The organism is Paraburkholderia terrae, assembly GCF_002902925.1.
Taxonomy (GTDB): Bacteria; Pseudomonadota; Gammaproteobacteria; order Burkholderiales; family Burkholderiaceae; genus Paraburkholderia; species Paraburkholderia terrae.
The window spans coordinates 713,638-738,938 of record NZ_CP026111.1 but is presented as its reverse complement, the minus strand read 5'-3'; the positions used below and the strand labels follow the sequence as shown (position 1 = coordinate 738,938).

The 25,301-nt window shown below is 63.1% G+C and carries 24 protein-coding genes and 1 tRNA gene; 18 read left to right on the top strand and 7 right to left on the bottom strand.

The window, feature by feature from the left end; genetic code table 11:
* Positions 1-69 precede the first annotated feature (69 nt).
* The 3 genes from C2L65_RS03315 to C2L65_RS03305 all read right to left on the bottom strand — a co-directional run bounded on the left by C2L65_RS03315 (position 70) and on the right by C2L65_RS03305 (position 3,268).
* Positions 70-927: a carbohydrate ABC transporter permease gene (locus C2L65_RS03315; protein ID WP_007580590.1), complete on the bottom strand. Its 858-nt coding sequence runs from the start codon at positions 925-927 to the stop codon at positions 70-72.
* Positions 917-1,855 (bottom strand): carbohydrate ABC transporter permease, encoded by a 939-nt coding sequence (locus tag C2L65_RS03310; RefSeq protein WP_042310527.1) that lies wholly within the window; start codon positions 1,853-1,855, stop codon positions 917-919. Before C2L65_RS03310 ends, C2L65_RS03315 begins: the two co-directional genes overlap by 11 nt.
* Before the next feature lie 165 nt (positions 1,856-2,020).
* Positions 2,021-3,268 carry an ABC transporter substrate-binding protein gene (locus C2L65_RS03305; RefSeq protein ID WP_007580588.1) on the bottom strand — a complete coding sequence of 416 codons (1,248 nt, stop codon included), beginning with the start codon at positions 3,266-3,268 and terminating at the stop codon, positions 2,021-2,023.
* 531 nt (positions 3,269-3,799) lie between these two features.
* On the opposite strand from C2L65_RS03305, the gene zwf reads away from it, so the two are divergent.
* From zwf to C2L65_RS03290, 3 genes are all read left to right on the top strand, one after another.
* Positions 3,800-5,257, top strand: a complete 1,458-nt coding sequence (gene zwf / locus C2L65_RS03300) for a glucose-6-phosphate dehydrogenase (RefSeq protein ID WP_042310525.1) — start codon at positions 3,800-3,802, stop codon at positions 5,255-5,257.
* Positions 5,258-5,494: 237 nt separating this feature from the next.
* Positions 5,495-6,202: a 6-phosphogluconolactonase gene (gene pgl / locus C2L65_RS03295; RefSeq protein ID WP_042310524.1), complete on the top strand. Its 708-nt coding sequence runs from the start codon at positions 5,495-5,497 to the stop codon at positions 6,200-6,202.
* Positions 6,180-8,096, top strand: a complete 1,917-nt coding sequence (locus C2L65_RS03290; protein ID WP_042310521.1) for a bifunctional transcriptional regulator/glucokinase — start codon at positions 6,180-6,182, stop codon at positions 8,094-8,096. Before pgl ends, C2L65_RS03290 begins: the two co-directional genes overlap by 23 nt.
* A 408-nt stretch (positions 8,097-8,504) precedes the next feature.
* Here C2L65_RS03290 and C2L65_RS03285 read toward each other — a convergent pair whose 3' ends face one another.
* The gene (locus C2L65_RS03285) at positions 8,505-9,707 is read right to left on the bottom strand and encodes a Bcr/CflA family multidrug efflux MFS transporter (RefSeq protein WP_042310518.1); all 1,203 of its coding nucleotides are present in this window, start codon (positions 9,705-9,707) and stop codon (positions 8,505-8,507) included.
* A gap of 193 nt (positions 9,708-9,900) precedes the next feature.
* Between C2L65_RS03285 and C2L65_RS03280 the strand changes: the two genes are divergently transcribed.
* The 8 genes from C2L65_RS03280 (at position 9,901) to C2L65_RS03245 (ending at position 17,432) form a co-directional block, all read left to right on the top strand.
* Positions 9,901-10,542 carry a hypothetical protein gene (locus C2L65_RS03280; RefSeq protein WP_042310516.1) on the top strand — a complete coding sequence of 214 codons (642 nt, stop codon included), beginning with the start codon at positions 9,901-9,903 and terminating at the stop codon, positions 10,540-10,542.
* 209 nt (positions 10,543-10,751) lie between these two features.
* Positions 10,752-12,032, top strand: coding sequence for a glutamate-1-semialdehyde 2,1-aminomutase (hemL, locus tag C2L65_RS03275; RefSeq protein ID WP_042310513.1), 1,281 nt, complete (start codon positions 10,752-10,754; stop codon positions 12,030-12,032).
* A 39-nt stretch (positions 12,033-12,071) separates the two neighbouring features.
* The gene (gene ribD, locus C2L65_RS03270; protein WP_007749957.1) at positions 12,072-13,193 is read left to right on the top strand and encodes a bifunctional diaminohydroxyphosphoribosylaminopyrimidine deaminase/5-amino-6-(5-phosphoribosylamino)uracil reductase RibD; all 1,122 of its coding nucleotides are present in this window, start codon (positions 12,072-12,074) and stop codon (positions 13,191-13,193) included.
* Between the two features lie 24 nt (positions 13,194-13,217).
* Positions 13,218-13,832, top strand: coding sequence for a riboflavin synthase (locus C2L65_RS03265; protein WP_042310512.1), 615 nt, complete (start codon positions 13,218-13,220; stop codon positions 13,830-13,832).
* Positions 13,833-13,946: 114 nt separating this feature from the next.
* Positions 13,947-15,083, top strand: a complete 1,137-nt coding sequence (gene ribBA / locus C2L65_RS03260) for a bifunctional 3,4-dihydroxy-2-butanone-4-phosphate synthase/GTP cyclohydrolase II (protein ID WP_042310510.1) — start codon at positions 13,947-13,949, stop codon at positions 15,081-15,083.
* Positions 15,084-15,161: 78 nt separating this feature from the next.
* Positions 15,162-15,680: a 6,7-dimethyl-8-ribityllumazine synthase gene (gene ribH, locus C2L65_RS03255; protein WP_007589500.1), complete on the top strand. Its 519-nt coding sequence runs from the start codon at positions 15,162-15,164 to the stop codon at positions 15,678-15,680.
* On the top strand, positions 15,677-16,114 hold the full coding sequence (gene nusB / locus C2L65_RS03250) for a transcription antitermination factor NusB (protein WP_007749953.1): 438 nt from the start codon (positions 15,677-15,679) through the stop codon (positions 16,112-16,114). The genes ribH and nusB overlap by 4 nt, the downstream gene beginning before the upstream one ends.
* A gap of 124 nt (positions 16,115-16,238) precedes the next feature.
* Entirely contained in the window at positions 16,239-17,432 is a 1,194-nt protein-coding gene (locus C2L65_RS03245) for a pyridoxal phosphate-dependent aminotransferase (RefSeq protein WP_042310508.1), read from the top strand.
* Positions 17,433-17,560: 128 nt separating this feature from the next.
* On the opposite strand, the gene C2L65_RS03240 is transcribed toward C2L65_RS03245, so the two are convergent.
* Positions 17,561-18,769: a transglycosylase SLT domain-containing protein gene (locus tag C2L65_RS03240; protein ID WP_042310506.1), complete on the bottom strand. Its 1,209-nt coding sequence runs from the start codon at positions 18,767-18,769 to the stop codon at positions 17,561-17,563.
* A 617-nt stretch (positions 18,770-19,386) separates the two neighbouring features.
* On the opposite strand from C2L65_RS03240, the gene C2L65_RS03235 reads away from it, so the two are divergent.
* Both C2L65_RS03235 and C2L65_RS03230 read left to right on the top strand, forming a co-directional pair.
* Complete coding sequence (locus tag C2L65_RS03235) at positions 19,387-20,964, top strand: UbiD family decarboxylase (protein ID WP_042310504.1); 1,578 nt, start codon at positions 19,387-19,389, stop codon at positions 20,962-20,964.
* Between the two features lie 46 nt (positions 20,965-21,010).
* The gene (locus C2L65_RS03230; RefSeq protein ID WP_007589507.1) at positions 21,011-21,688 is read left to right on the top strand and encodes a LysE family translocator; all 678 of its coding nucleotides are present in this window, start codon (positions 21,011-21,013) and stop codon (positions 21,686-21,688) included.
* Positions 21,689-21,815: 127 nt separating this feature from the next.
* On the opposite strand, the gene C2L65_RS03225 is transcribed toward C2L65_RS03230, so the two are convergent.
* Positions 21,816-22,103 carry a hypothetical protein gene (locus C2L65_RS03225; RefSeq protein WP_042310554.1) on the bottom strand — a complete coding sequence of 96 codons (288 nt, stop codon included), beginning with the start codon at positions 22,101-22,103 and terminating at the stop codon, positions 21,816-21,818.
* Positions 22,104-22,265: 162 nt separating this feature from the next.
* On the opposite strand from C2L65_RS03225, the gene C2L65_RS03220 reads away from it, so the two are divergent.
* Complete coding sequence (locus tag C2L65_RS03220; RefSeq protein WP_156132337.1) at positions 22,266-22,445, top strand: hypothetical protein; 180 nt, start codon at positions 22,266-22,268, stop codon at positions 22,443-22,445.
* Positions 22,446-22,498: 53 nt separating this feature from the next.
* Here the strand turns inward: C2L65_RS03220 and C2L65_RS46075 are convergent, their stop codons facing one another.
* Complete coding sequence (locus tag C2L65_RS46075; RefSeq protein WP_007735200.1) at positions 22,499-22,660, bottom strand: hypothetical protein; 162 nt, start codon at positions 22,658-22,660, stop codon at positions 22,499-22,501.
* 270 nt (positions 22,661-22,930) lie between these two features.
* Here C2L65_RS46075 and C2L65_RS03215 point away from each other — a divergent pair, with 270 nt between their 5' ends.
* From C2L65_RS03215 to C2L65_RS03200, 4 genes are all read left to right on the top strand, one after another.
* Positions 22,931-23,869, top strand: coding sequence for a Rossmann-like and DUF2520 domain-containing protein (locus C2L65_RS03215; protein WP_042310501.1), 939 nt, complete (start codon positions 22,931-22,933; stop codon positions 23,867-23,869).
* 170 nt (positions 23,870-24,039) lie between these two features.
* On the top strand, positions 24,040-24,360 hold the full coding sequence (locus tag C2L65_RS03210) for an EthD family reductase (RefSeq protein WP_035987536.1): 321 nt from the start codon (positions 24,040-24,042) through the stop codon (positions 24,358-24,360).
* A 137-nt stretch (positions 24,361-24,497) separates the two neighbouring features.
* Positions 24,498-25,061: a YggT family protein gene (locus tag C2L65_RS03205; RefSeq protein WP_042310499.1), complete on the top strand. Its 564-nt coding sequence runs from the start codon at positions 24,498-24,500 to the stop codon at positions 25,059-25,061.
* Between the two features lie 80 nt (positions 25,062-25,141).
* Positions 25,142-25,215, top strand: a tRNA-Gly gene (locus C2L65_RS03200).
* The last annotated feature ends 86 nt before the right edge of the window (positions 25,216-25,301 follow it).

Genomic DNA, 25,301 nt, shown 5'->3' with positions numbered 1-25,301 from the left:
GCGACGCGAGCCGAATACCGTTGAGCACCGCCGCTCGCGCCAACGCACAAGCAGCGGTCTACACAAAAATTAACCCTTCACCGCGCCCGCCGTCAGGCCGCGCACGAAATAGCGGCCGGCGATCACGTAGACGAGCAGCGTCGGCAGTGCCGCGATGATCGCGCCCGCCATGTCGACGTTGTATTCCTTCACGCCCGTCGACGTATTCACGAGGTTGTTCAGCGCCACGGTGATCGGCATCGAATCGACGCCGGAGAACACGATACCGAACAGGAAGTCATTCCAGATCTGCGTGAATTGCCAGATCAGGCACACCATGAAAATCGGCAGCGAGATCGGCATCATGATCTTCGTGAAGATCATGAAGAACCCGGCGCCGTCGATACGCGCCGCCTTCACGAGTTCCGCCGGCACGCTAACGTAGAAGTTGCGGAAGAACATCGTCGTGAACGCAATACCGTAGACCACGTGTACCAGCACCAGCCCGCCAATCGTGTTCGACAGACCGAAGTAGCCTTGCACACGCGCCATCGGCAGCAGGATGGCCTGGAACGGAATGAAGCAGCCGACCAGCAGCATCGTGAAGAACGCATCCGCGCCACGGAAACGCCAGTGCGTCAGCACATAACCGTTGAACGCGCCGATGATCGACGACAACAGCACGGCCGGGATCACCATCTTCACCGAATTGAAGAAGAACGGCTGCATGCCGTCGCAGCGCACGCCCGTACAGGCTTCACTCCACGCCTTGATCCACGGCGCGAAGGTCCAGTGCGTCGGCGGCGTCAGCAGGTTGCCCGAGCGCAGCTGGTCGATGTCCTTGAACGACGTCGACAGCATCACGTACAGCGGGAACAGGAAGTACAACGCAAACAGAATCAGCGCCGCGTAGATGACAACGCGGCTGAAGTTCATCTTAGGCTGCATTGCGCGTGCTCCTCGATTCCAGGTACATCAGCGGCACGAGCACGGCCACGACGGTCGCGAGCATCATCATCGACGACGCAGCGCCGACGCCCAGTTGCCCACGGTTGAACGAAAACGTGTACATGAACATCGCGGGCAGCGACGACGACGTGCCCGGACCGCCCGCCGTCAACGCGACCACGAGGTCGAAGGTCTTGATCGTGATGTGGCAGAGAATCAGCAGCACCGAGAAGAACACGGGGCGCATGCTCGGAATCACGATCTTGCGGTAGATAGTGGGCAACGTCGCGCCGTCCACTTGCGCAGCCTTGAAGATCTCACTGTCCACACCGCGCAAACCGGCAAGGAACAGCGCCATCACAAAGCCCGTCGATTGCCACACGGCCGCGATCACGACGCAGAAAATCGCCTTGTCGGGGTCGCCCAGCCAGCCGAACGAGAAGCTCGTCCAGCCCCAGTCGTTCAGCACTTTCTGGAAGCCGAGATCGGGGTTCAGAATCCACTGCCATGCCGTGCCCGTCACGATGAACGACAGCGCCATCGGATACAGGAACACCGCGCGCAATGCGCCTTCGTTGCGAATCTTCTGGTCGAGCAGGATCGCGAGAAACAGACCCAGGCCGACACAGATCGCGATAAACGGAATGCCGAACCAGCCAAGGTTCGCCGCCGACGTCCACCAGACGTCGTTATCGAACAGTTCAGCGTACCGGGCGAAGCCGGCGAAATCGTAACGCGGCATCAGTCGCGACGTAGACAGCGACAGATAGCCCGTGACGAGAATAAAACCGTAGACAAAGACCAGGCTGATGAGAATGCTGGGAGACAACACCAGCTTCGGCATCCAGCGGTCGGCCAATACCGCCATCGGCGACACGCGTGCTGTTGACGCCGTGCCTTTTGCGTTTCCGCTAATAGAAGCAGTCACAACTTGACTCCTGGAACTGTGCCGTCAGGCATCAGGGGAAGACACCGGAACGGCAGAGGCGCGGTGATGCATTGCACCATGCATCGCACCATCGTCGTCCGGCGCGCATGGTTTATTAAAAGCCATACGCGCCGGGCGTTCTGCTACAACTGTGCTACGACTGCCTTACTTGGTCTTCGCAGCCTTCGCGAGTGCAGCAACAGCGGTCTTGGAGTCCTGATTCGAGTTCATGAACTTCGTCACGACGTCCGAGATTGCGCCTGCTGCTGCGTCCGGCTGAGCCATGCCGTGAGCCAGCGACGGCACATAGCCGCCCGACTTGATAGCCGTCTGTTCATCAGCGTAGGACTTCTTCGCGCAGTCGTCGAATTTATCCATCGACACACCCAGACGAACCGGGATCGAGCCCTTGTACAGGCTGAACTGCTCCTGGAATTCCGGGCTCATGATGGTCTTCGCGAGCGCGAGCTGACCAGCCGTCGCTGCCTTCTGGCCCTTCTGCTGGAAGAACACGAACGAGTCGACGTTGAACGTGTACGACTTCTCCGTGCCCGGAACCGCTGCACAGATGTAGTCCGAGCCGGACTTCTTGTTCGCGTTCGCGAACTCGCCCTTCGCCCAGTCGCCCATGAACTGCATGCCGGCCTTGCCGTTGATGACCATCGCCGTTGCCAGGTTCCAGTCACGGCCCGTGCGGCCGCTGTCGAAGTAACCCTGGATCTTGCGGACCGTGTCGAACACCTGAACCATCTTGTCCGAGGTCAGCGTCTTCTGGTCGAGGTCGACGAGCGCCTTCTTGTAGAAGTCCGCGCCTTCCGACAGCACGACGTCTTCCCACAGCGTCAGATCTTGCCACGGCTGGCCGCCCATCGCGATCGGCTGGATGCCGGCTGCCTTCATCTTCTCGGCGACAGCGAAGAACTCGGTCCACGTGGTCGGCACCTTGCCGCCCGCCTTGTCGAGCGCTGCCTTGTTGATGTACAGCCAGTTGACGCGGTGTACCGAGAACGGCGCGGCGACGTAGTGACCGTCTGCGTGAATGATCTTGTCGATTTCCGGCGGCAGGTTCTTCTTCCAGTCGCCAGCGACGGAGTCGACGTTCACCAGCACGCCTTGCGACGCCCAATCCTGGATCAGCGGACCCTTGATCTGAGCCGCGCTAGGCGCGTTGCCCGAGATGACCTGGGTCTTCAGTGCCGTCATGGCCGCTGCGCCCGCACCGCCTGCCACCGCGAAGTCCTTCCACGTGTATCCCTGCTTCTGCAGGTCGTCCTTCAGCACGCCGACAGCCTTCGATTCGCCGCCCGAGGTCCACCAGTGCAGCACTTCAACCGATTCGGCCGCCTGTGCCGTGGCGACGCCACACATCAGACCTGCGGCGCACAGGGCGCCCATGATCGCACGGAATTTCATTGCTTATCTCCTCCAGACACCTGAACTTAAAAACGAGTGGCCCCTGATGTCACCAGGGTGTGATGGTTGGTCAAACAGGCAATGCGGTGGACGGTCGAGCGTCGGGCAGGCACATGGTGATGTGGTTGTGCCAGCGTGCCGAGGCTCGGCCGCGTGACGCTCAAGAGATGAGTGATTTGCGATGCAAGAACTGTCTCCTCTTTTGATTTTTGCCTGCTCCGCCTTCTGACTGCGGCGCGTTGCAGACTCGAGGTGGTCCGCGCACGTCATTCAATGAAAACGCCTGTCTCCGTCATGCTGCGCCGCGCTCAAAGGGCACTCTGGCGCATGCCGGAACGCGTTGTCCGTTAACATGCAGGGAAGCTACGTGGACCCGCGAAAAGGCGCTTGTTCACAAGCCCCGCACGCTTTTTTCATCGAATTCACGTTACCTCTTGATTTGGATTGTAGTTAAACTACAATTCAGTGTCAAAAAATATTTTATCGGACTACGGGCGCCTTACAGGCCCATCAGATATCCCACGGAGACGCATGCAAACCGACTCTAGCTTCACCTTCGTTCTCTTCGGCGGAACTGGCGATCTGTCGATGCGCAAGATTCTCCCGGCTCTGTATGAAGCGCACCGTGCAGGCATGCTCGCGGCGAGCGGCAAGATCGTTGCCGTCGCGCGTCATGAGGAGGACCGTGCGGGTTATCTGCAATGGGTCAATGAGCACGTGAAGGCGCACGTCGCGAAGAGCGGCATCGATGAAAACGCGTGGGCGAGCTTTGTCGACCGCATCGAGTATGTGAAGCTCGATCTCGGCAAGGCCGAAGACTTCGTCAAGCTGCGCGATGCCTTGCAGGATCACGCCGGTACGCGTGTGTTCTATCTGGCCACAGGCCCGTCGCTGTTCGTCCCGATCTGCCATGCGCTCGCGTCCGTGGGCTTGAACCAGAACGCGCGCATCGTGCTGGAAAAGCCGCTTGGCTACGATCTGCGTTCGTCGAATGCGATCAACGACGCCGTCGGCGAGATCTTCGCCGAAGAGCAGATCTACCGCATCGACCACTATCTCGGCAAAGAGCCCGTGCAGAACCTGCTGGCGCTGCGCTTCGGCAATGCGCTGTTCGAGCCGCTGTGGCGTCGCGAATGGGTCGAGAGCATCCAGATCACGATTGCAGAAGAACTCGGCGTCGAAGCGCGCGGCGACTTCTATGACAACACGGGCGCGTTGCGCGACATGGTGCAGAACCATTTGCTGCAACTGCTTTCGATCGTCGCAATGGAACCGCCGCATTCAATGGACTCGGATTCCGTCCGCGATGAAAAGCTGCGCGTTCTGCGTGCCTTGAAGCCGATCGATCCGCGCGATATCAGCAAGGTCGCCGTGCGCGGCCAGTATCACGCGGGCGTCATTCGCGGCACGTCCGTGCCCGCGTATGCGACGGAATCCGGCGTGAAGACGGACAGCGCGACGGAAACATTTGTTGCGCTGAAGGTCGAGATCGAAAACTGGCGCTGGGCGGGCGTACCGTTCTTCCTGCGCACGGGCAAACGGCTCGCCGATCGCGTCGCGGAGATCGTGGTCAACTTCCGCGCGGTGCCGCATTCGGCGCTGGGCGCGTCGGCGTTGCGTGCGGGCGCGAACCGTCTCGTGATCCGCCTGCAACCGAACGAAACGATTCGCCTCTATTGCCTCGCGAAGAAGCCGGGCGAAGGGATGAACCTGTCGAGCGTCCACCTCGACCTCGCCTTCGACCAGTTCTTCAAGGAAGGCCAGATGGAGGCGTATCAACGTCTGCTGCTCGACGTGATCAACGGACGCCTTGCCCTCTTCGTGCGTCGCGACGAACAGGAAGCGGCATGGAAGTGGGTCGAGCCGATCCTCAACGAATGGGCCGCGTCGGGCAAGCCGAAGCCTTATGCGGCGGGCACGTGGGGGCCGGCCGCCGCGAGCGCGATGCTCGCGCAGCACGGCACCTGCTGGCTCGAAGAAGAGAATTGAACTGACGCGAATGGACGTTTGAGCGGCGCGTTTTGTTTTGTCCTGCGATGATCGATGTTTGTCTCGCAGCGCGCCGTATGAAGTATCGGTTGAACACAGCATGAATAGCCGGACCGAACCTGGATCGCAAAGGACTGGTAACGGCAGCAGCGGGACACGTCGACGTCGGCTTCTATCGAGAACCGCCGTCGCCCCGCAGCAATTCAGATCAAACAAAGAAAGCAGCATGGAGGAGAAGTGATCGAGCTTCACGCTTTCGACGACCCGCGCGCCCAATCCGACGCGCTGGCGAAGGCGGTCGGCGACGCGTTACATGCGTCGCTCGCCGTCCGTGCGAGCGGGACCCGCGCCCGCCCGACGACGCTTGCCGTGTCCGGCGGCACGAGTCCACGTCCGTTTCTGCAAACCCTGTCCACGCAACCGTTCGACTGGAAGCGCATCGCGGTGACGCTCGTCGACGACCGCTGGGTGCCGGAGACCGACAACGCCAGCAACGCCCGCCTCGCGCGCGAGACGCTGTTGCAGCATGCCGCGCGTGACGCAGCCTTCCTTCCGCTCGTCGATACGATGCAATCGCTCGACGCCTACGTCGCCGCGCTGAATGGCGAAGTCGCGAGCGGCGATCGTCATCTGCCCGATATCGCCGTGCTCGGCATGGGCGAAGACGGCCACACGGCATCGATTTTCGCGGATGCGCCCGAATGGGAGCACGCGATCTCGACGGCCGAGCCGTTCGTCGCCGTGCATCCCGGCGCCGCGCCGCATGCGCGCGTGAGCTGGTCGATGTCCGCCTTGAAGAAGATCGACCGGCTGTTCCTGCTGATTGCCGGTCAGAAAAAGCTCGACGTGCTCAATGCCGCCGCAGCCGCCCAACAAAAAAATGCCATCTCGACGTTGGCGAACGACAAGGGAGTGAGACTCGATGTCTACTGGTGTGCAAACTAAGACTGTCCCCGGCGCGGGTCAGCACGCCGACGGACCGAGGCTGCTCGCCGACATCGGCGGCACCAATGCGCGCTTTGCGCTCGAGACGGGTCCTGGTGAAATCACGCAGGTGATGGTCTATCCCTGTGCCGAGTATCCGGGCGTTGCAGAGGTCATCAAGAAGTATCTGAAGGACACCAAGATCGGCCGCGTGAATCATGCGGCGATCGCGATTGCGAACCCGGTCGATGGCGATCAGGTGAGCATGACCAATCACGACTGGACGTTCTCGATCGAAGCGACGCGCCGCGCGCTGGGCTTCGATACGCTGCTGGTCGTCAACGACTTCACGGCGCTGGCGATGGCGCTGCCGGGCCTCACCGATGCGCAGCGCGTGCAGGTGGGCGGCGGCTCGCGTCGTCAGAACAGCGTGATCGGCCTGCTCGGCCCGGGCACGGGCATGGGCGTGTCGGGTTTGATTCCCGCCGATGACCGCTGGATCGCACTCGGCAGCGAAGGCGGCCACGCGACGTTCGCGCCGATGGACGAGCGCGAAGACCTTGTACTGCAGTACGCGCGCAAGAAGTGGTCGCATGTGTCGTTCGAACGCGTGGCGGCGGGTCCTGGCATCGAAGTGATCTATCGCGCGCTGGCCCAACGCGATAAGAAGCGTGTGCCCGCGACGCTCGAAGTATCCGAGATCGTCAAGAAAGGTCTTGATGGCGACGCGCTCGCGGCTGAAGCGATCGACGTGTTCTGCGGCATTCTCGGCACGTTCGCCGGCAATATTGCGGTGACGCTTGGGGCGTTAGGCGGCATCTATATCGGTGGCGGCGTCGTGCCGCGTCTGGGCGAAGTGTTCGCGCGCTCGTCGTTCCGTCAGCGCTTCGAGGCGAAGGGCCGCTTCGAGGCGTATCTGAAGAACGTGCCGACCTATGTGATCACGGCGGAATATCCGGCGTTTCTCGGTGTATCGGCGATTCTCGCGGAGCAGTTGTCGAACCGCGCGGGCGGCAGTTCGTCGGCGGTGTTCGAGCGCATTCGCCAGATGCGCGATGCGCTGACGCCTGCTGAGCGGCGCGTCGCGGATCTCGCGTTGAATCATCCTCGTTCGATCATCAACGACCCGATCGTCGATATCGCGCGCAAGGCCGATGTGAGCCAGCCGACGGTGATCCGCTTCTGCCGTTCACTGGGCTGCCAGGGCTTGTCCGATTTCAAGCTGAAGCTGGCGACGGGTTTGACGGGTACGATTCCCGTCTCGCACAGCCAGGTTCATCTCGGCGATACGGCGACGGACTTCGGCGCGAAGGTGCTGGACAACACGGTGTCGGCGATTCTGCAGTTGCGCGAGCATCTGAACTTCGAGCAGGTCGAGTCGGCGATCGATCTGCTGAACAGCGCGCGGCGCATCGAATTCTATGGTCTCGGCAATTCGAACATCGTCGCGCAGGATGCGCATTACAAGTTCTTCCGGTTTGGTATTCCGACTATTGCCTACGGCGATCTGTATATGCAGGCGGCGTCGGCTGCATTGCTCGGGAAGGGTGATGTGATCGTCGCGGTTTCGAAGTCCGGGCGGGCGCCGGAATTGCTGCGTGTTCTGGAAGTGGCAATGCAGGCGGGCGCCAAGGTGATCGCGATTACTTCGAGTAATACGCCTTTGGCGAAGCGCGCGACTGTTGCGCTGGAAACCGATCATATCGAGATTCGCGAGTCTCAACTGTCGATGATTTCGCGGGTTCTGCATCTGTTGATGATCGATATTCTTGCGGTTGGGGTTGCTATTCGACGGGCTGCGCCGGCTTCTGAAGTTAGCGCTGCAGTTTCTAAGGCTCGTAAGGGCTCGGATGATGATACGTCGGCTGTGCTCGACTGGCTGAGTCATGGGGCGGCGGCGTCGCCGCGGGATTGAGGTTTTTTGGGGTTTTTTGCCTGCGGCGCTGGGGGTTTGTTGTTGGGGCTTTCGCGGCGCGGGCGGTTGGTCTTTTGTCGCTTCAGCGCGGGTGTTCCCCAGTGCGCTCTCATGGCGCGAGCGTTGCGCTTTGTGGGCTTGATTTTGTGCTGGCATCCGCGACGTGGTGTTTTTTTGCTGCGCAAGCGGTTTGGTCTTTCTGCTTCTGCGCTGGCATCCGCGCTTTGCCTTCGTGCTTCAAGCGTCGCCCCTGTGCGGGGCGACGCCTGAAGCACGAAGGCCTAACGCGGATGCCAGCGAAAAAGCAAACGCACAGCGCCAAAGCTTGCGCAGCGAACACCATAACGCGGAAGCCGGCGCAAACCCAAACCCACAAAGACCACCGCCCGCGCCGCGAAAACAAAAACATTAATGCCGCGGATGCCACCTCAATACCAAAACCCTCCCAACAAAACACAACGACCCCGCGACAGCAATCGTCACCCCCATCCCTTGCGGCGACCCGTCATGCCAGAGCCCAACGGCGAAGCTAGACAAAGCCCCAAGCGCAAGCTGCATAGCCCCGAACACAGCCGCCGCCGCGCCGGCATTACGCGGATAGCGATGCATGAGATCGGTCGTGCAATTCGCCGACAGCACGCCGACCACGCCCACCACAAAGAACAACCCAGCGACGATCGACCACAAACCGCCCCACCCTGTGAGACACATCAGCGCAACGAACAACGACGCAATGAAGCTAATCGTCGCGGCCGCAGAAATAATTGGCAGCGGCCCAGTGCGCCCAACAACACGCGTGTTGATGAAATTCCCGAGCATGATGCCGACAATGTTCAGCCCAAACAGAAAGCCGTAGTGCTGCGCGGACACATGAAAGTACTCGATATACACGAACGGAGTAGCCGTGATGTAAGCGAACATCGACGCGAACGCCATGCCGCCGCACAGCATGTGCCCCCAAGTGACGGGGTCTTTCAACAGCGTGCCGTAGGCGGCAAATGATTGCAGCACCGCGCCGTGTGCGCGCTTCTCGCGAGGCCAGGTCTCAGGAACGCGCAAGAACGCGGTAACAGCGCAGACCGCGCCAAAAATCGTCAGTGCGATGAACACGACGCGCCAGCCACCAAGCAACAGCAACTGCCCGCCGATCAACGGCGCAAGCAACGGCCCGATCGACGTGACGATAGCGAGCATAGACAAAACGCGAGCCGCGTCGCTCGGCCCATGCGCATCGCGGGCAATCGCGCGCGCCAGCACCGATGCCGCGCCCGCACCAAGCGCCTGAAGGAAGCGGAAAGTAATGAGCGCACCAATCGACAGCGACAGCGCGCATGCAATCGTCGCCAGCGTGTACATGATGATGCCGCCGAGCAGCACGGGCCGCCGCCCATACGCATCGGACATCGGACCGTACAGCAACATGCCGACGGAGAAACCGAGCATGAAACTGGTCAGCGTGCTCTGCGCGGCACCGACGCTGACGCTGAACGCCTGCGTGATCGACGGCAGGCTGGGCAGATACATATCGATCGAAATCGGCCCGCACGCGGCAAGCGCGCCGAGTAGCAGAATCAGCCGGGCATCCGGCCGGGATCTGACATCCTGAGACATGGAATTCCATTGAGAAGCAGCGCGCGAAGACCGGTCGATGCTGGGCCCAGCGGACCGTGCCGCGCTGCGGATACGGCCCCCGATTGTACCCGACGCCCGCCATCGCCCTACCCGGCAGCCGCCCAAGCCGGGCTTTCCTCGCCTTATCGGTTAAGCTGGCCGTCCGTTCCTTCGATACCAATTCCCGACCCAGATGACTGCCTTTCTGCTGATCTGGAGCCCGAAGAAGTGGCCGTGGCCCGAGTTGCCGGACGTCGCCAAACGCGTCGCGGCCGGCGAAGCCGTCACCGATGTCTGGGGCTGCGGCTTCTCGCGCAGCATCCTGCCGGGCGACCGTGTGTTCATTCATCGTGTGACGCTGGAGCCGAAGGGCGTGTTCGCGTCGGGCTACGTGACGCGCGCGCCGTACGAAATGCCCGACGCGACCAAGAAGCGCGGCTACCGGCTGTGCGTCGATTTCGTCTACGACTATTTGGTCGACGCGCATCATGAAGTCGTGATCACGCGCGACGAATTGCGCAAGCACCCGTTCTCCGTGCAAACGTGGGACGCCCAAACCTCGGGCATCTCGATCAAGCCAATGGCCGAAGGCGCGCTCGAAAAGCTGTGGATCGAACGCACCGGCAAGCGCGCGCGGCCAGTTGTCGCGCCGGTTGCGGACGCGCCCGCCAAATCGACCAAAGAGCAAGCCTCGCAAGCGTGGAGCGCGGCGAACAAGGCCGCTGCCGGCAAGCGCGCGGCACGGGTCGCGATGTACTTCAGTTCGCCCAAACGCCCCAATAGCCCGCCCGGCGACGGCGAAGGCAATGGCGGAGGCGACCCCGGCGACACGTGAGCGCAATGCCCGCCGCGTCGCCGCACCGGCACGGCTCGCGGCCGACCGCACACGACTCCGGTACAATTTCGAGAGGTCATTTCAGGCTCGTGCGAACACTGCGCGCTTCGCGGCAAGCCTTTGCACCGCATCGATACCGCCCTTGTACTGCATTCGCGCCAGTCACAGCCGTCCGACGCGCGATCCCAACCCAAGCAGGTCCAACGCTCATGTCCAGCAATCAAGAACTCTTCGACCGCGCCCAGAAAACCATTCCGGGCGGCGTCAACTCGCCCGTGCGCGCCTTCCGTTCGGTCGGCGGCACGCCGCGTTTCATCGAGCGCGCACAAGGCGCGTACTTCTGGGACGCCGAGGGCAAGCGCTATATCGACTACATCGGCTCCTGGGGACCGATGATCGTCGGGCACGTGCATCCCGAAGTGCTGGAAGCCGTGCAGCGCGTGCTGGTTAACGGCTTCTCGTTCGGCGCGCCGACTGAAGCCGAAATCGAGATTGCCGAGGAAATCTGCAAGCTGGTGCCTTCGATGGAACAGGTGCGGATGGTGTCGAGCGGCACGGAAGCGACGATGAGCGCGCTGCGCCTCGCGCGCGGCTTCACAAACCGCAGCCGCATCGTCAAGTTCGAAGGCTGCTATCACGGCCACGCGGACAGCCTGCTCGTCAAAGCCGGCTCGGGCTTGCTGACGTTCGGCAACCCGACCTCGGCGGGTGTGCCTGTGGATATCGCGAAGCACACTACGGTGCTCGAATACAACAACGTCGCCGCGCTCGAAGAAGCGTTCAAGGCATTCGGCAATGAGATCGCTTCCGTGATCGTCGAGCCGGTGGCGGGCAACATGAATCTCGTGCGCGCGACGCCGGAATTCCTCGGCGCGCTGCGGCGCCTTTGCACCGAATACGGCGCAGTGCTGATCTTCGACGAAGTGATGTGCGGTTTCCGCGTCGCGCTGGGCGGCGCGCAAGAACTGTATGGCATCACGCCGGACCTCACGTGTCTCGGCAAGGTGATCGGCGGCGGCATGCCGGCGGCTGCCTTCGGCGGACGGCGCGACATCATGGCCCATCTCGCGCCGCTGGGCGGCGTGTATCAGGCGGGCACGCTGTCGGGCAACCCCATCGCGGTCGCGGCTGGCCTCAAGACGCTGCAACTGATCCAGGCGCCGGGCTTCTACGACGCGCTGTCGCGTCAGACCACCCGCCTCGTCCAAGGTCTCACGGAAGCCGCGCGCGAAGCGAAGGTGCCGTTCGCGGCGGATTCCGTCGGCGGCATGTTCGGCCTGTATTTCTCGGAATCGGTGCCGGGCAGCTTCGCGGAAATCTCGCGCTGCGACGTGCCGCGCTTCAACTCGTTCTTCCACAAGATGCTGGATGCGGGCGTGTACTTCGCGCCTTCGGCGTATGAAGCAGGCTTCGTGTCGAGCGCGCACGACGACGCGATCATCGACGCCACCGTCGAAGCCGCGCGCGGCGCATTCAAGTCGCTCGCCTGATCAACCACGACGAAACACTGAACGGATAACCCGAAGCCGATGTTTTCGCAGAACGATTTCGTCCACATGGAACGCGCGCTGGCCCTCGCCTGGCGCGGCCTGTACACGACCGACCCGAATCCGCGCGTCGGTTGTGTGCTGGTGAAAAATGGCGAGGTGATCGGCGAAGGCTACACGCAGCCAGCCGGTCACGATCACGCGGAAATTCAGGCGCTCAAGGACGCGCGCAGTCGCGGCAACGATACGCGCGGCGCGACCGCCTACGTGACGCTCGAGCCGTGCAGCCACTTCGGCCGCACGCCGCCGTGCGCGAACGCGCTGATCGAGGCGAAGGTCGCGCGTGTGGTCGCCGCAATGGAAGATCCGAACCCGCGCGTGTCGGGACGCGGCCTGACGATGCTGCGCGACGCGGGCATCGAGGTGCGCTGCGGCCTGCTCGAAACGGAAGCACGCGAACTGAACATCGGCTTCGTCTCGCGGATGATGCGCGGCCGGCCATGGGTGCGGATGAAGGTGGCAGCGTCGCTGGATGGGCGCACGGGCTTGCCGTCGGGCGAAAGCCAATGGATCACGGGCGAAGCGGCACGCAACGACGGGCACGCGTGGCGCGCCCGCGCGTCGGCGATCCTGACGGGTATCGGCACCGTGAAGGAAGACAATCCGCGCATGACCGTGCGCGCCGTCGATACGCCGCGCCAGCCGCACCGCGTGCTGATCGACAGCCAGTTGGAAGTGCCACCCGAAGCGCAGATTCTCGCGGGTGCGCCGACGCTGATTTTCTGCAGCACGCTCACGCCGCTGCTCGAAGAACGCGCCGCCGTGCTGCACGACCGCGGCGCCGAGATCGTGCCGCTCGCAAACGAGAACGGCAAGGTCGATCTGCCGCGCATGCTCGAAGAACTCGCGAAGCGCGAGGTCAACGAACTGCACGTGGAAGCGGGCTACAAGCTGAACGGATCGCTGCTGCGCGAAGGCTGCGTCGACGAGCTGCTGGTTTATCTCGCTCCGAGCCTGCTCGGCAACGACTCGATGAGCATGTTCAATCTCGCCGCGCCGGGCTCGCTGGATGCGCGCACGCAACTCGAATTTCATGCCGTGGACCGGATTGGCAGTGACGTGCGGATTCTCGCGCGCCTGCTGCCGAACCCGCCCGCGCACTGACCGTTAGATAGAGGACACGACACGATGTTTACGGGAATCGTCGCGGCTGTAGGCCGCATTGCAGCGATCAAGCCGCTCGGCAACGAGCCGGACGCGGGCGTCCGCCTGACCGTCGAAGCGGGCGGCCTCGATCTCGACGACGTGCAACTGGGCGACAGCATCGCGATCCAGGGCGCGTGCATGACCGTGATCGACAAGACGCCGGCTTCGTTCGACGTCGACGTGTCACGCGAAAGCCTGAACCGCACGGTGGGTCTCGGCGACACGGGTGAAGTGAACCTCGAAAAGGCGCTGCGCTCGCACGATCGCCTCGGCGGCCATATCGTCTCGGGCCACGTGGACGGGCTCGGTACGGTGACGCGCTTTGCGCGCGTGGGCGAATCGCACGAACTGCGTGTGCTGGCGTCGCGCGAGATCGGCAAGTATCTGGCGTACAAAGGCTCGATCACCGTGAACGGCGTGAGCCTCACCGTGAACTCGGTGACGGACCGCGACGACGGTTGCGAGTTTTCGATCAATCTGATTCCGCATACGGTTGAAGTCACCACGCTCAAGGCCTTGAAGGACGGGACGAAGGTCAATCTGGAGATCGACCTGATCGCGCGTTACGTCGAGCGGATGCTCAACGCACCGAAGTAGTCTCGCGCGTCTCTTCGCGGCTGAACATTCGTCCGGACGGCATATGCCGTTCGGACGGGCGACTTGCCGGGCGGCGTGGCGTAAAATACGCGCTTTCCCAAACTTCTCGCCAACATGACCCTCGCCTCCACCCTTGAAATCATCGCCGAGCTCAAAGCGGGCCGGATGGTGATTCTTGTCGACGAAGAAGACCGCGAAAACGAGGGCGACCTCGTCATCGCAGCGGAATTCATCACGCCTGAAGCAATCAACTTCATGGCGCGCTACGGCCGCGGCCTGATCTGTCTGACGCTCACGCAGGAACGCTGCAGGCTGCTCAACCTGCCGCTGATGACGCACCGCAACGGCACGCAGTACGGCACGGCGTTCACCGTCAGCATCGAGGCGGCCGAAGGCGTCACCACGGGCATTTCGGCGGCGGACCGCGCGCATACCATCGCCACGGCCGTCGCGGCAAACGCGCGCACCGAGGACATCGTCCAGCCGGGCCACGTGTTCCCGATCATGGCGCAGCCGGGCGGCGTGCTGGTGCGCGCGGGCCACACGGAAGCCGGTTGCGATTTCACGGCGCTCGCGGGCCTCACGCCCGCTGCCGTGATCTGCGAAATCATCAAGGACGACGGCACGATGGCGCGCCTGCCCGACCTGCTGACGTTTGCTGAGGAGCACGGCCTGAAGATCGGCACGATCGCCGACCTGATCCACTACCGCAGCCGCACAGAATCGATCGTCGAGCGCGTCTGCGAACGCACGATGCAAACCGTACACGGCCCGTTCCGCGCGGTGATGTATCTGGACCAGCCGAGCGGACAGCCGCACATGGCGCTGGTGCGCGGCACGCCTACGCCGGACCGCGAAACCATGGTGCGCGTGCATGAGCCGCTCTCGGTGCTGGATCTGCTGGAAGTCGGCACATCCACGCACTCGTGGACGCTCGACGCCGCCATGAAGGAAATTGCCGCGCGCGATCATGGCGTGATCGTGCTGCTGAACTGCGGCGACTCGAAGGAACACATGATCGACGTGTTCAAGGCATTCGACGAAAAGAGCCGGGCCGAGGCGCTCAAGCGCCGCCCGGTGGACTTCAAGACGTATGGCATCGGCGCGCAGATTTTGCGCGAACTCGGTGTCGGCAAGATGCAGGTGCTGTCGAACCCGCGCAAGCTGGGCAGCATGTCCGGCTATGGGCTCGAAGTCACCGGCTTCGTGCCGATGCCGGGCAGCGCGGCCGAAAAGCCGCAGAACTGCTGAACGCATCAACTGTTTTCACGACCAGTTTTCGCCCAGTTTCCGCGTATCTGCGCTCAACCAACACACTACGGATCTCAAATGGAAATCGGACAATACCAACCGAATCTCGACGGCGACGGTCTGCGCATCGGCATCGTCCAATCGCGCTTTAATGAACCCGTCTGCAACGGCCTCGCGGACGCATGCATCGAAGAACTCGAACGCCTCGGCGTGACGGGCGAAGACGTGCTGCTCGTCACTGTGCCGGGCGCGCTGGAAATCCCGCTCGCGCTGCAGAAGCTCGCTGAAAGCGGCCAGTTCGACGCGCTGATCGCGCTCGGCGCGGTCATCCGCGGCGAGACGTATCACTTCGAACTCGTGTCGAACGAAAGCGGCTCGGGCATCTCGCGCATTGCGCTCGACTTCGGCACGCCCATCGCAAACGCCGTGCTGACGACGGAAAGCGACGAGCAAGCCGTTGCCCGCATGACCGAAAAGGGTCGTGACGCGGCGCGCACCGCTGTGGAAATGGCAAATCTCGCGGTCGCGCTCGAACAGCTGGACGGTGGCGACGACGAGGAAGACGAAGACGAGGACGACGAAGAGGAACGGGCATGAAGAGCGCACGCCGACGCTCCCGCGAACTGGCCACGCAGGGGCTTTATCAGTGGCTGCTGTCGGGTTCGCCGGCAGGTGAGATCGACGCGCAGTTGCGCGGCGCCCAGGGTTACGACAAGGCCGACCACGAACATCTGGACGCGATCCTGCATGGCGTGATCCGAGATTCGGAGGCATTGTCCGCTGACCTCACGCCCTGCCTCGACCGCCCGATCGACCAGTTGTCGCCCGTCGAGCGCGCGGTGCTGCTGGTGGCCGCGTACGAACTGAAGAATCACGTCGACATTCCGTATCGCGTCGTCATCAACGAGGCGGTCGAACTCGCGAAGACCTTCGGCGGCTCCGACGGCTACAAGTACGTGAATGGCGTGCTGGACAAGCTGTCCGTGAAGCTGCGCGAAGCGGAAACGCAGGCGGCCGGCCGCAAGCAGTAAGCGCACGCGACGCGCGTAGCTGGCTTCAGATGTTGGCGATGCAGGCGGGTCCGGCGTTACGCGGGCCCGCCTTTGTTTTTTTGCGCGACAGTGCTCGTGCATCTGATTGAACTGGACTCATCGAATGAACAGCGTGACCGAACCCCTCGTGAAACTGGCCGCCCGTGTCGACGCCATCCAGCCGTTCTATGTGATGGAACTGGCGAAGGAAGCGGCGCTGCTGGAGCGCGCCGGGCGCGACATCATCCATATGGGAATCGGCGAACCCGATTTCACCGCGCCGGAACCCGTGATCGAGGCCGCCACGCGAGCGCTGCGGAGCGGCGTCACGCAATACACGAGCGCGCTCGGCATTCACCCGCTGCGCGAGGCCATCGCGGGTCATTACAAGCACGCGTATGGTCTGGACATCGATCCGGCGCGAATCGTCGTGACGGCGGGTGCCTCGGCGGCGCTGTTGCTGGCGTGCGCAGCGCTCGTCGACCGCGACGACGAAGTGCTGATGCCCGACCCGAGCTATCCATGCAACCGCCATTTCGTCGCCGCCGCCGAGGGCAAGCCTGTGCTCGTGCCAAGCGGCCCGGCCGAGCGCTTCCAGTTGACGGCCAATGACGTCGAACGCCTCTGGAACGCGCGCACGCGCGGCGTGCTGCTCGCCTCGCCGTCGAATCCGACGGGTACGTCGATCGAGCCGGCCGAGCTGAAGCGCATCGTCGAAGCGGTCCGCGCGCGCGGCGGCTTCACGATCGTCGACGAGATTTACCAAGGCTTGAGTTACGACGCGCCGCCCGTGTCGGCGCTGTCGTTCGGCGAGGATGTCATCACCGTCAACAGCTTTTCGAAGTACTTCAACATGACCGGCTGGCGGCTGGGCTGGCTCGTGGTGCCGCCCGCGCTCGTCGGCGCATTCGAGAAGCTCGCGCAGAATCTGTTCATCTGCGCGTCAGCGCTCGCGCAGCACGCGGCGCTTGCCTGCTTCGAGCCGGATACGCTCGCGATCTACGAAGCGCGTCGGCTGGAGTTCAAGCGCCGCCGCGATTTCATCTCGCCCGCGCTCGAATCGCTGGGCTTCACGGTGCCCGTCATGCCGGACGGCGCGTTCTATGTCTACGCGGACTGCCGCAGCGTCGCGCATCCGGCCGCCGGCGACAGCGCCGCGCTGACGAGCGCGATGCTGCACGACGCGGGCATCGTGCTCGTGCCGGGCATGGACTTCGGCTCGTACCAGCCGCGCGAGTACATCCGGCTGTCGTATGCGACTGCGTATTCGAAGCTCGAAGAGGCCGTCGAGCGTCTGCAGAAACTGTTCGGCGGGTAAGTACGCGGCGGCGGTGCCGGCGCACCGCTGAAAACTAGCTTCAAGGCGTAAGAAAACCCGCCACCGAACGAAAAAAGGGCACCCGAAGGTGCCCTTTTCTTTTACGCAATCAGCGTGTCCGAACGCGATCAGGCGCCCAGTTCAGGCTGCTGCGCCACGTGCTTCGCCGCATTCGCGCTCGCGTCATCCTGCTCCGCGCCCTTCACCGGCGTTGCAGCGCTCAACGGGTGGCCGTCGAGCGTCATCTGCACGCGCTTGTTCGCACCATTCGACGCCGCTGCTGTGGACGTCGACGTCGAAGCCGTCACCGTCGACGGAGCTTGCGGCGAGTTGATCGGCACCTTGCGGCCGCGCGCGATATCGCGCAAACGCGTGCGCTCGGCCATCACCTTCGCGCCGTAGCCGCCGTCGTCCTGCGACGTCGAGCCGACGTACAGGCGCAGACCGCCCGGCAACGAGCCGCCACGTGCGATGCAATCCTTCAGCACGATCGCGCCGACCTTGATGTTGGCGAGCGGTTCGAGCGCCGCGTTCTGGCCGCCGAAGTACCGGAACTTGTCCGAGTGAACCGTCGACATCACCTGCATCAGGCCCTTCGCGCCCACGCCGCTTTCCGCGTACGGGTTGAAGCCCGATTCGATGGCCATCACGGCGAGCAGCAGCAACGGGTCGAGGCCGACTTCGCGGCCGGTGTCGAACGCAGCCTTTACGAGCTCGCTGACGGGCTCCTGAGCGACGCGGTAGCGCCGCGCGATGAACGTCGCGACGAGGTCCTGCTCGCGGGTGGAAACCAGCACGCGGTCGTCACGGGCGTCAGGCGACACGCGTTGCGACGGAATCATCGAAGCGATCGTGCCGACGCTGGGCAGCGTGCGCGGATCGAGGCCGTTGAGCGCAGCCGACGAAAGGCCGGTACTCACGCCCGAGCCGGACGGAGCCGTGAAGCTGCTGTTGTCGCTGGCGACGTTGTAGCCGGCGTCAGCGGCGGCAGCCGCCGTGTTGGGGTGGTCCGTCGGGCTCGACGAGATGGACGAGCTCGACAGCGTATCGTCTTGCGGCGCCGCGTTGCTACGCTGTTGAGGCGCAAACGACGGCAGCGGGTTGCCCTGCAGCAGACGGGCGGGGCCAGCCTGCACGGCGGCCGTGATGAAGGGCATCAGCCGTGTTGCCAGCGTAAGGCGCCAGCTCGGCATCAGCCACAGCGTGAGCGCGAACAGGACAGCAAACCCGCCAACCACGCTGAATAGATGATGACTTACACGCGTCCCTTGACGCAGCGCGCCGCGCATGACTTGCGCGATCCGCTCGTTGGGACGCCACGATAACCAGGCGTTCATTCAGATCTCCCATGTTGCTGGCTTTCGCGAACACCGTAAGAACGACCGGCTGGACTGCTGTTCGAAAGAACCAAGACGCCGCCTGCTCTGGTTAAGGCGACAACGACGTCGGGAAAACGGCAAAAAGTACCGTTGGGGAGCCAAAATCTTGAAAAAGACCGCCTGCATGCCAAAAGGCACGCATACGATGGCTCCCACGCGAAAAAACCAGCGTCGATATGCGCTGGTGGAGACTACATATGACCGTCAATACCGTGCAGGAGCGGTAAGAGCGACGCGTTGCGTCTGTAGGACCGGAGGACGGTGGTAAAAACTATCAATTCCTGCAACCGATGTGACCGGATTCTAGCAGGGTTTTATAGATCGTCAACACTATAGGACGTCAAAACTATAACTAATTGTAATAATGAACGGTGTTCAGTCCGCCGGATCCCCCTGCACAAGGGGCTTTCCAGCCGATTGGCAATTTCGGTATTCAACGTGCGCTTCCTAACGCAGGTAAAATCGACAATCCGTTCGGGCCGCTTGTTGCTGGTCGGTTGATCGTCACCGCGCCGCCCGCTTCGCCACCATTTTCAGCCCTTGCATGGCCGCTTCGCGGCTGCCAGACCGGACCGATGAAATACAAAGACCTGCGCGACTTCGCGAGCCGCCTCGAATCGCTCGGCGAACTGCGCCGTATCTCGCAAAACGTGTCGCCTATCCTGGAAATGACCGAACTGTGCGATCGCGTGCTGCGCGCAGGCGGTCCCGCGCTGCTGTTCGAGTCGAAGCAGGCTCACGCGTTCCCGGTGCTCGGCAATCTGTTCGGCACGCCACGGCGTGTCGCGCTCGGAATGGGCATCGATACTTCCGCGCAAGACGCCGCGGACAGCGACAGCGCGGCGCTGGAGTCGCTGCGCGATGTCGGGCGGCTGCTGTCCGCGCTGAAGGAGCCGGAGCCGCCCAAGGGCCTCAAGGACGCGGGCAAGCTGCTGTCGCTCGCGAAGGCGGTGTGGGACATGGCGCCGAAGACGGTGAGCGCCCCGCCCTGCCAGGAAATCGTCTGGGAAGGCAACGACGTCGATCTCGCGAAGCTGCCTGTCCAGACCTGCTGGCCCGGCGACGCGGGGCCGCTGATCACCTGGGGGCTGACCGTTACGCGCGGGCCGAACAAGACGCGGCAGAACCTTGGCATCTATCGTCAGCAAGTGATCGGGCGGAACAAGGTCATCATGCGCTGGCTCGCGCATCGCGGCGGCGCGCTTGACTTCCGCGAGTTCGCGCTGAAGAACCCCGGCAAGCCGTATCCCGTTGCCGTGGTGCTCGGAGCCGATCCGGCCACGATCCTCGGCGCGGTGACGCCCGTGCCCGACACGCTGTCCGAATACCAGTTCGCCGGCCTGCTGCGCGGCGGACGCACCGAACTGGCGAAGTGCATCACGCCCGGCGTCGACACGCTGCAGGTGCCCGCGCGCGCGGAGATCGTGCTGGAGGGCTTCATCTATCCGCAGGAGGGCGCGCCGACGCCCGCGCCCGAAGGCGCACCGCCGCGTCCGACGAAAGGCGCGAGCGCCGCGTATGAACACGCGCTCGAAGGCCCATACGGCGATCACACCGGCTACTACAACGAGCAGGAGTGGTTCCCCGTGTTCACGATCGAGCGCATCACGATGCGCCGCGACGCGATCTATCACTCCACCTACACCGGCAAGCCGCCCGACGAACCCGCGGTGCTCGGCGTCGCGCTGAACGAGGTGTTCGTGCCGCTGCTGCAGAAGCAGTTCACCGAGATCACCGACTTCTATCTGCCGCCCGAAGGCTGCAGCTACCGGATGGCCATCGTGCAGATGAAGAAGAGCTACCCGGGCCACGCAAAGCGCGTGATGTTCGGCGTGTGGAGCTTCCTGCGGCAGTTCATGTATACGAAGTTCATCGTCGTCGTCGACGAGGACGTGAACATTCGCGACTGGAAGGAAGTGATCTGGGCCATCACGACACGTATCGACCCGACGCGCGATACCGTGCTGGTCGATCGCACGCCGATCGACTACCTGGATTTCGCGTCGCCCGTCGCGGGACTCGGCTCGAAGATGGGGCTCGACGCGACCAATAAATGGCCCGGCGAAACCGACCGCGAATGGGGTCGGCCGATCGTGATGGACGATGCCGTCAAGGCGCGCATCGACGGCTTGTGGAACGATCTCGGTCTGTGAGTCGCGCAGGTTTCAATAACAACAAATCACCAACACGGTTGGACGGATGCATAGCTTGTCGATGTTGTCGGACGGTTTTTTTCTGTCGTTGTCGTTGTGCCTCGATATCGGTCTCGTCAACGTCGCGATCATCTCGCTGACGTTGTCGCACGGCTTCAGGCCCGGCTTCTGGCTCGGCCTCGGTTCCTGTTTCGGCGATCTTATCTACGCGGCGCTCGCGCTTGCGGGCATGGCGGCGCTGCTGCAATTCGAATCGGTGCGCTGGGTCGTATGGATCGGCGGCGCGGCGATCCTGCTTTTTCTGACATGGAAGATGGCGCGCGAGGCGCTGGTTCCGGCCTCGGCGCCGCCCGTCGAAGGCGAAGCCGACGCGTCGACGCCGCATCTCGATCCGACGCGCGGCTTCCTGCGCGGCGTGCTACTCGCCGTCTCGTCGCCGAGCGCGATCCTGTGGTTCGCAGCCGTCGGTGGCGCGCTGATCGCCAAGGCCGGCGCGACGACGGTGACGACTGCGCCTGTGTTTCTCGGCGGCTTTTTTCTCGGCGGACTGTGCTGGACGCTTTTTATCTGCGGACTGGCGAGCCACGGACGCAAACGCGCGGGCACGGGCCTGCTGCGCATCTGTCACGTGCTATCCGCACTGTTGTTTGCTTATTTCTCGTACAGCGTGATCGTCAATGGCTACCACGATCTAATCGTGCAGACTGCGCACGCGGCAAGCTGATACGAAGCGTCGTGGCCGCGAGGCTATCGGCCCGTGAAATGCAAACGGCGCAACGCGGCGATCAGCCGGCGTTGCGCCGTTTTTCCATTAAGCCTGCGTAGCGCCGATGCGCTACGTAGCCAGAACATCAATAGCGATAGTACGGACGGCCGTAATAGCCGTGATGGTAATAAGGCCGGTGATAGCCGTAATACCCGCCGACCACGACGGGCGGCGCATAGACCACGGGCGGCGGTGCATACACCACGGGCGGAGGCGGCGGCGCGTAGTACGCGGGAGGCGGCGCGGCATACACGGGATAAGCGGGCGCCACGGGCACACCGATGCCGATACCAACAGACACATGAGCCTGGGCCGCAGTGGCCATCCCCACCCCGAGTGCGGCTGCAGCGATAAACGGAACGATCTTCTTCACTTGTATTTCTCCTGGCGGCTCGGCCACCACGACCGGGTCGCATGACGGACATGCTCTGAATTCAATGTATCGAAAAAGCCTGCATGCCGTTGTCTGCATTTGTTGCAAATTGCAATTACCGTAAAGCGGTTCGTCAGTCAGCGCTCTTTCTATATTGATCAGATGATGCAGATCATCGCGAAAATCAAGGGCTTGGCCGTCGATTGGAGGCGAATCGGGCATCCTGACCGCCTCTGCCAGTTGCGCCTGGCGCGCTTCGGTAATGTTTATTTACAAATTCACCGACGTGATGTTGCGGGCTCGCATCAGGAGCCTGCCGAAGCGGCAGAACGCCCGCAATGAAAAACGCCCGGCGCGTGGCCGGGCGTTTCGCATGATCGGAAATGAAACGAGCGTCAACCGACTTTCACGTAGGTGAACTCGCGCGTGACGTTAGGCGGCACATAAGCGCCGCTGATCTTGACCCGTGGCGTAAGACGCTTTTTCTGATCCCACCAGCGACGGCGTTGGGAATGCGTGAGGAACCGCAAGTGCTTTCGGTAAGCAAAGATGCTCATCGTGACCTCCCGATTCTGACTGCGAGACATTGAAAACCAAGGTGACTGCCAATCCACTCCTACGGAAATCCTGAAGCAGTTTTCGCGCCTGTTTGCCCGTGCTGCCACAACCGTGCGTGCGTACGCGAGCGGCCCAGAAAGCATCAGTTGACCGCGAAACGCACGTCTGCATGCGCCCAAACCACCTGCGGAAACCGCCAGTTCGCGCCCTGGATTTATTGGAGCGCGATACTCCAGCTTCCGTCCTCAGTCCCGTCGGGAGCAGGAACCATGTCCCAGCCCTCTTTGCCGCGCCTGGGCTTCGTCGGCGCGGGCCGGATTGCGCGCTGTCTTGCGCTCGGCTTCGCACGCGCCGGATATCCCGTCAAGGCCATTGCGAGCCGCTCGCCCGAATCGGCACGGCAGCTCGCCAGTCAGATCGAATCCTGCGCCGCGTATGACGACCCTCAGCGGATCGTCGAGTCGGCGGACATACTCTTTTTAACCGTCCCCGATGACAGCATCGGTTCGACAGCGAACACACTCGCGTTTCCCGCCCGCGCGGCGCCCGGCAAGGAAGCCTGGGCCGTCGTGCATTGCAGCGGTGCGTCGCCCGTCGAACTGCTTGCCCCGGCTCGGGACCAGGGCGCGTCGATCGGCGGTTTTCATCCACTTTACCTGTTCAGCGGCGATTTGACAGATGTCGATCGCATCGCCGGGTGCTCGGTGACGATCGAGGCGGACGGCGCGCTCAAGGACGCGCTGATGGCACTCGCCGCCGCATTGCGCTGCCATCCGCTGTCGATTCCCGCCGGCGGCCGGCTTCTGTATCACGCGGCGGCCCACTATGCGGCCAGTTTTGCCTTATGCAGTCTGGCTGAGAATGTGACTCTGTGGCGCAAGCTCGGCTTCGACGAACACGACGCGCTGCGCGCGCTACTCCCGATGATGGCAGGCACGCTCGAAACCGCACGCGACCGGGGCCTCGCCAACGCGCTCGCGGGACCGGTTTCGCGTGGCGACCTGGGCGTGGTGGAAAAGCAACTGTCGCTGATGGAGGCAATGGGCGACGACCATGGCGCGCTGTTCGGATTGATGTCGCGGCGGGCGGTCGCGCTCGCGCGCCAGCGCGCGACGCCGCCCGTCGCCGTCGACGCCATCGGCGCGGCAGTCGAGCGCTCGCTGAGCCGCACGCTCAAAGGCGCGGCGAAAGGTGCAAGCGCCGAGTAAGCCGTGATAATGTGACGTCCGGCGTGAGCGGGCCTTCATGACTGCCGTCCCTTACGGGGCGCGGCGGCACGGACGGCCCGCCGGCAACGCTGGACCACCACGCGGGCAACGGTACGCAGCAGGCGCACGACGCCTTCCTGCGCATCGCGACCAATCGACGAGAACGCACAATGATCAAGGTCAGCATCCTCTATCCGTATCGAGAAGGCGGACGTTTCGACGTCGACTATTACTGCGGCACGCACATGCCGCTCGCCGCGAAGCTGTTCGGCGCGGCGCTCAAGGGCTGGTCGGTCGACATCGGCATCAACGCCGGGCCGCCGGGCTCGCCGCCGCCGTTCGTCGCGGCCGGGCATTTCCTGTTCGATACCGCCGACGCGTTTTATGAAGTCTTCAAACCCGCCAGCGACACATTGCTCGCCGACATTCCGAATTACACGGACGGCGGCAACGGCAAGATCCTGATTAGCGAAGTCAAGGTAGCGGTCTAGCGCCGCGACGGGCGCGCACAACCATTCTGGTGAGACGCGCAATGCACGTCGCGCGCTCGATGTTTTCAGCCGTCCGCCGGCCCGCCGGCGCCATGCGTCCCGCTCGACGGGACGTTTTCTGAAGGAAAGGACCCACGATGTTCGGCGATATCGCCCGTTTTCTGCTCAATACCATCTTCACGCTGTTCGGCGCGGCGCTGCTGCTGCGCGCCTGGCTCCAGTTCATCCGCATGCAGCCGTACAACCCGGTGTCGAGCGCGGTGATGCAGGCGACCAACTGGCTCGTGCTGCCGCTGCGCAAGATCATTCCCAGCACGCGCGGGATCGACTGGGCGAGCATCGTCGCCACGCTGCTCACGTCGCTCGTGTATGTCGTGCTGATGGTGGCGATCGTCGGCGTCGATCCGCTCGGGCTGATGCCGTCGCTGCTGATCGTCGCGCTGCTGACCGTGATCAAATGGGCGCTGAACCTGCTGATCTGGCTGACCATCCTGATGGCGCTGCTGTCGTGGCTCAACCCGCGTTCGCCCGCCATGCCGATCCTGTATCAGCTGACGGCGCCGTTTCTCGATCCGCTGCGCAAGGTCATGCCGCGCCTGGGCGGCATCGATCTGTCGCCGATCCTGCTGTTCGTGATCGTGCAGGTGCTGCTGATGGTCGTGACGCGCGCCGCCGTGTCGCTAACGCTGTTCGGCATCTGAACGGGTTGGTGCGCGCCGGGTGCGCTGCGCATCCGGCGATTTGCCCAAAGCCGCCGAAACCGCGTAAAATAGCGCGCTCTGCGGGCGTCGTATAATGGTAATACCCTAGCTTCCCAAGCTAGAGCCGTGGGTTCGATTCCCATCGCCCGCTCCAATTTCAGCCGCTTCTCTGCCGCAGCATGCACTGGCAGAGAGATCAGGCGGAGAAGCCAGCGTGAGAGCCGCCTCCCTGAAGGCGGC

Bases quoted from the DNA above. Each gene is read 5' to 3' on its own strand.
- ribBA (WP_042310510.1), top strand. From the start codon at position 13,947: ATGACCCTCGCCTCCACCCTTGAAATCATCGCCGAGCTCAAAGCGGGC.
- C2L65_RS03290 (WP_042310521.1), top strand. From the start codon at position 6,180: ATGTCTACTGGTGTGCAAACTAAGACTGTCCCCGGCGCGGGTCAGCAC.
- nusB (WP_007749953.1), top strand. From the start codon at position 15,677: ATGAAGAGCGCACGCCGACGCTCCCGCGAACTGGCCACGCAGGGGCTT.
- C2L65_RS03240 (WP_042310506.1), bottom strand. From the start codon at position 18,769: ATGAACGCCTGGTTATCGTGGCGTCCCAACGAGCGGATCGCGCAAGTC.
- C2L65_RS03280 (WP_042310516.1), top strand. From the start codon at position 9,901: ATGACTGCCTTTCTGCTGATCTGGAGCCCGAAGAAGTGGCCGTGGCCC.
- hemL (WP_042310513.1), top strand. From the start codon at position 10,752: ATGTCCAGCAATCAAGAACTCTTCGACCGCGCCCAGAAAACCATTCCG.
- C2L65_RS03245 (WP_042310508.1), top strand. From the start codon at position 16,239: ATGAACAGCGTGACCGAACCCCTCGTGAAACTGGCCGCCCGTGTCGAC.
- C2L65_RS03210 (WP_035987536.1), top strand. From the start codon at position 24,040: ATGATCAAGGTCAGCATCCTCTATCCGTATCGAGAAGGCGGACGTTTC.
- C2L65_RS03305 (WP_007580588.1), bottom strand. From the start codon at position 3,268: ATGAAATTCCGTGCGATCATGGGCGCCCTGTGCGCCGCAGGTCTGATG.
- C2L65_RS03205 (WP_042310499.1), top strand. From the start codon at position 24,498: ATGTTCGGCGATATCGCCCGTTTTCTGCTCAATACCATCTTCACGCTG.
- C2L65_RS03285 (WP_042310518.1), bottom strand. From the start codon at position 9,707: ATGTCTCAGGATGTCAGATCCCGGCCGGATGCCCGGCTGATTCTGCTA.
- zwf (WP_042310525.1), top strand. From the start codon at position 3,800: ATGCAAACCGACTCTAGCTTCACCTTCGTTCTCTTCGGCGGAACTGGC.
- C2L65_RS03315 (WP_007580590.1), bottom strand. From the start codon at position 927: ATGCAGCCTAAGATGAACTTCAGCCGCGTTGTCATCTACGCGGCGCTG.
- C2L65_RS03215 (WP_042310501.1), top strand. From the start codon at position 22,931: ATGTCCCAGCCCTCTTTGCCGCGCCTGGGCTTCGTCGGCGCGGGCCGG.
- C2L65_RS46075 (WP_007735200.1), bottom strand. From the start codon at position 22,660: ATGAGCATCTTTGCTTACCGAAAGCACTTGCGGTTCCTCACGCATTCC.
- ribH (WP_007589500.1), top strand. From the start codon at position 15,162: ATGGAAATCGGACAATACCAACCGAATCTCGACGGCGACGGTCTGCGC.
- C2L65_RS03235 (WP_042310504.1), top strand. From the start codon at position 19,387: ATGAAATACAAAGACCTGCGCGACTTCGCGAGCCGCCTCGAATCGCTC.
- ribD (WP_007749957.1), top strand. From the start codon at position 12,072: ATGTTTTCGCAGAACGATTTCGTCCACATGGAACGCGCGCTGGCCCTC.
- C2L65_RS03230 (WP_007589507.1), top strand. From the start codon at position 21,011: ATGCATAGCTTGTCGATGTTGTCGGACGGTTTTTTTCTGTCGTTGTCG.
- C2L65_RS03265 (WP_042310512.1), top strand. From the start codon at position 13,218: ATGTTTACGGGAATCGTCGCGGCTGTAGGCCGCATTGCAGCGATCAAG.
- C2L65_RS03220 (WP_156132337.1), top strand. From the start codon at position 22,266: ATGATGCAGATCATCGCGAAAATCAAGGGCTTGGCCGTCGATTGGAGG.